Genomic DNA, 4699 nt, shown 5'->3' on the forward strand with positions numbered 1-4699 from the left:
CCGACATAAAGACGGTTGTTGGTGCTGGTGATCCACTGGCAGAACTGCTCCCACAGGGAAGCGCTCTCGCGCTGTTGTAGAGTGGTGGTCATTGGTTTATGATTCCTATTAAGTTATCGAGGTACGATTTATTGATGATGTCTCTATCTTAAAGAGTTTGTATCGGTTTGTAAAGGGGTTTGAAACTATTGTTACTTATACCATTGATAAGTTTAGCTGATATTAGAGGCGGAAAAATAGAAACCCACTGTAAACGTCGCTTACCTCTATGCTTTCTCCAGAAAAATGGTGACAATCAATAGCACGGCGAGTAAGATAGTTACAGATGAGCAACTTGGCACTTCTAAGATGGATGTGGTTGTTATTGCGGTGCGCTCAATACTGGGGCTGTGCTGAGACTGTACCGTTGAGTCAGAGATTGGCTGAGTTGGTGAGCCGAATAACAGCACTGAAAGCGAAAGAAAAGGTAAAAGCAAAGTAGGGAAACTACGATGGGTAATAAAATCATTAAAATCTTTCTCGCCTCCTCTTCTGAATTGAAAGATGATAGAGAACAATTTGAAATATTTATCAACCGTGAAAACAAAAAATACATAAAACAGGGAATATTTTTAGAATTAGTTGTCTGGGAAGATTTTATCGATGCTATGTCAAAAACGCGCCTACAAGATGAATACAATAAAGCGATTACACAGTGCCATATTTTTGTCAGCCTCTTTCATACTAAAGTAGGTATATACACTGAAGAAGAATTTACCAAAGCGTTGGAAACCTTTAAAGCAAATGGTAATCTGCGGATTTATACCTATTTCAAAGATGCACCCATCAATATGAGTCAAATTAGGTCAGAAATTATGACTTTGTTGAATTTCAAGGAAAGACTCCATAATTTAGGACATTTTCATACTAGGTATGCTGATATTAACGACCTGAAACATAAATTTGGCGAACAACTAAATATGATTATGCCAAAATTAGCCGGGGAAGACATTAACGACCTGAAACATAAATTTGACGAACAACTAAATATGATTATGCCAAAATTAGCCGGGGAAATCGAGCCTGCTCTTCATCAAGAACAGCAGAAAATAGAACAAGCACTCAGACGTGAAATCCAGCAGTTAGAGCAACAAAAACAGGAAATAGAACAATCACTCAGACGTGAAATCCAGCAGTTAGAGCAACAAATAGGTGGACACCGACCCCGCACTCTCCTAGACAAATTGATAGTCAATATTAGAAATACAATAAATTTATTTCGTCGCTGGTTGATAGAACTCAATAAATGGTTTAAGTTAGCCATTTTGTGTATTTTAGCATTAATACTTTCTCTGGTTATTGTTTATGTAAGAGAGATAACCGATCCATTATCGGCGTGTAATAACACCCCTGATTTTATAAGTTGTGGAGAAAAACTTGGTTTTCCCGATTATCCATTACCGGGACAACTACTCCCAGAAGAAAAAAAGGGAAGAGAAGAATTCGCTAAGGGTAATTATAAAGAGGCTATTAGTTATCTAGAAAAAGCCTGGGAAAAAGAGAAAGATCCAGTTACTTTAATTGCTCTAAATAATGCCCGTGTCATGTATCAACTAAAAAGCGGCACTATCAGTCCAAAGAATGTATTTACTATTGCTGTATCTACTGGCTTTGGCGATAAAATACCACCAGATTTTGCTGGAAGTATTCTTACTGGAGTAGGTTGGCAACAAGCTGAATTTAATAAAGACAATGTTTTTAAATTAATAGTTGTCATGGCCAACGATTCTAACAATGACGATGAAGCCTTAAAGGTAGCTAAAGAATTAGTAGGTAGGGAAAGAATTATCGGGGTTATTGGACCGTATTCGAGTCACGCAACTTATTATGTATTAGATGATTATCTAGAAAAATTAGTGCTAATTTCACCTACAAGTACGGCTACGATAGAGGCTTTCAAGGCTCAAGATAAAAATAAGAGTCAGGACTTGTCTTGGTTTTTTCGACCTATATCTACGACAGAAATCGCAGCTCAAGACTTAGTTAAATACCTAGAAAAAAAAGGATATCAACAAGTGATAATCTTCCATGATAATGATTTGGTAGCACAATCCTTTTATAACAATTTTAAGGAGGAATTAGATAAGTCAAGTATAAATATAAAGGGTGAAGTAAATATAAAGACATTACCAATAGACCGAGTCAACAGTTTAAAGCAAAAATTTAATCAGCTTAAAGACAAAACAGCCTTAGTTCTTATAAGTGATGCTTTTATCGATACGGAGAGCAAGGAGAAAAAAATTCAAATTATTAAGGAAAATCGGGGGACGTTTTTGATAGCTGGGAACAACCCACTGTTTAATGACGAAGTTTTAGAACTTGTCGATACCATTGGCAGGGAATCTCTAGAAAAGATGGTAATAGCTATACCTTGGTATCCCTCTGATGAAGAGAGTAAAAAACTGGCTGATTTTGTTGACCAGAAACCACTACCTTGGTCAACTAAGCTGAAGCTCAATTGGCAAATGGCCATGGCTTATGATGCCACAAAAATGTTAGTTGAAGCTATCGTACAACACCTTGAACAGGGACAAACGCCTAGCAGAGAGGGGACACGAAACACCTTAGCTAAGGATGATTTTAAGACTGAAGGATTAACGGGGAAAATTACCTTAAAAGGAAGTGACCGGGAAGACCAATCTAGCTCATTAATTAGCCCCGACTGCTCAACGACTCCTTGTGACTGGACTGGCGCAAAATAAATCCTTGACCAGCATGGTGTGTTGTTTCCAGCACACAGCTTGTTCTGTGTAGATACTGGCTAACCCTTAATACTGATTGAAAGCGATTGCCGTCTTTTTTTCCTAAGTCCGGCTTCCTTTCTTTACCTCAAAGTGGATTTCTAGAGCTTTAAAGGTGAAACTAATTGAACCTTCGGGAACAGCTTTGTAGAACCAGACAATCATGGCCGCTAGAGGGAAGACAATGGCGAAGTCAACACTAGCGGCGAATTTACACTTTCTTGCACTTCATCCCTGAAAGTAGAAATACCTTTTCAGTTATCAGTGAACAGTTATCAAAGAGCCGGGCTGATAACTGATAACTGGTAGCGATGCTACAATTAAAAGAAAAAGTTTGCTATAAGAAAACCATGCAACTAGAAGAATACTTTGAAGTTTTTGCTCCAGATGACATCCGCATTAAAGGACATCGCATTGGGATTGAGGATGTCATCAACTACCATTTAAAAGGTTATACTTCCCAGCAGATTCTCCAAGAGTTACCCAGCTTAAACCTAGAGAAAATTTACGCTACTCTCACCTATTACTACCAAAATAAGCCCCAGATAGATGCTTATCTTCAGCACCTCCATGACTGGCAAGAAGAACAATACCAACAGTGGTTAAATACCGAGCCATCCCCCCTGATTCAACGCCTAAGACAACTAAAACTAAAACGGAAACAGCAAGAACTAAACCTCGCATGAGAATCCAGTTTTTGTTAGATGAAAACTTATCCCCAGACCTCAAAATATCTCTGTTACGATTGAATCCTAATCTCGATATTTTGCGAGTAGGTGAACCCGATGCACCACTATTAGGAACTTTAGACCCAGAAATCCTGGATTATGTCGCGTCATTTCAACGGTTGTTAGTTACCAATAATCGTCGCAGTATGCCCGGACATCTGAAAAACCATTGGGATAAGGTCGGACAAAATATCTATAATTAAAGTTTGAGTTTTTAATGATAATGAGCCTAGTTCACGCTGAATCAGTGAAGATCGAAGTGTTACCAAATGATCAAGCCTGATGGCTGAGGATTGGCGAAGACCACTTATCATAAAATCTGGACTTTCTGATCTCAGAATAATATCTCTACGAAGGGGATTTTCGGGAATACGACTGGTGATCAGAGCAAAGATAATGTGTTGATAGCCTCCAATTTTATTGGTTAGGCAATAAGCATGACGAACTTTACTGGAAGATAAATCGTCGAAGGGAAATTGAATCAATACGATTTTACCCTTCATTGCTTACAGGTTGTCCATCATTTCTTCTATCTTGTAACAAGTCTACTACTTTAGCATACTAAACTCAGATGAACCAAAATTCGGTTCATCCGAGTTTCGCAATGCAAATCCATGTTACACTTAGCTGGAAACCCTATCTGGCAAGGGATTATAGCGTTTCCTGTTCGCAAGAGGTACATTGTCGATGGTGAAAAGTTTAATCAGCAAAGGTTTCACTGTGCCACACAGGTGTGAGAAACGCTATAATTCAATTTAGTTCTGGAAAAAAACACGAAAGACTTATCTGGAAGGTGTTTCAAGCCCTTATGCTCCTGATAAACCGCCGAGAAGCATACCAAACTCAGAAGAGCCAGAATTTTTACCTATAGGAGCATTCCTGAGAGGGGGACAAGCGAGCTAGAAGATAGATATCTGAACTTCCCCCATACATATATACCATAATAGCCGAAACCCTTATCCATCAATGGATATACCCGTTAACTTTTCTTAATGTACCCATGTAATTTGTAACACTTCTTAATGGACAAGAATTCTCTCTATTTGCTAGAATGATAGCCATGTATATAGAAAAAGTTCCTAACCGTAATTCCCCCCCCGCCGTTCTTCTTCGGGAGTCCTACCGAGAAGGAGATCAAGTCAAAAAAAGAACCCTGGCCAATCTCTCAAAATTACCCGATGATATTATCGA

Annotated in this window: 5 protein-coding genes; 4 read left to right on the forward strand and 1 reads right to left on the reverse strand. The window is 38.6% G+C overall.

All coding sequences use genetic code 11. The features are described from left to right. Positions 1–491 precede the first annotated feature (491 nt). From IM485_RS19285 to IM485_RS19295, 3 genes are all read left to right on the forward strand, one after another. Positions 492–2741, forward strand: coding sequence for an ABC transporter substrate-binding protein (locus IM485_RS19285; protein ID WP_287745058.1), 2250 nt, complete (start codon positions 492–494; stop codon positions 2739–2741). A gap of 389 nt (positions 2742–3130) precedes the next feature. Then, positions 3131–3466 carry a DUF433 domain-containing protein gene (locus IM485_RS19290; protein ID WP_004162723.1) on the forward strand — a complete coding sequence of 112 codons (336 nt, stop codon included), beginning with the start codon at positions 3131–3133 and terminating at the stop codon, positions 3464–3466. Further along, positions 3463–3711, forward strand: coding sequence for a DUF5615 family PIN-like protein (locus IM485_RS19295; RefSeq protein WP_104398301.1), 249 nt, complete (start codon positions 3463–3465; stop codon positions 3709–3711). Before IM485_RS19290 ends, IM485_RS19295 begins: the two co-directional genes overlap by 4 nt. Here IM485_RS19295 and IM485_RS19300 read toward each other — a convergent pair. Further along, complete coding sequence (locus tag IM485_RS19300; RefSeq protein ID WP_104398302.1) at positions 3631–4011, reverse strand: type II toxin-antitoxin system PemK/MazF family toxin; 381 nt, start codon at positions 4009–4011, stop codon at positions 3631–3633. The genes IM485_RS19295 and IM485_RS19300 overlap by 81 nt on opposite strands. A 557-nt stretch (positions 4012–4568) precedes the next feature. On the opposite strand from IM485_RS19300, the gene IM485_RS23095 reads away from it, so the two are divergent. Further along, positions 4569–4699, forward strand: a 131-nt coding sequence (locus tag IM485_RS23095) for an IS1634 family transposase N-terminal domain-related protein (RefSeq protein ID WP_502882197.1), incomplete at its 3' end; no start/stop codon positions are given.

It is taken from the genome of Microcystis sp. M169S2, from assembly GCF_020245865.1.
Classification (GTDB): domain Bacteria; phylum Cyanobacteriota; class Cyanobacteriia; order Cyanobacteriales; family Microcystaceae; genus Microcystis; species Microcystis ichthyoblabe_A.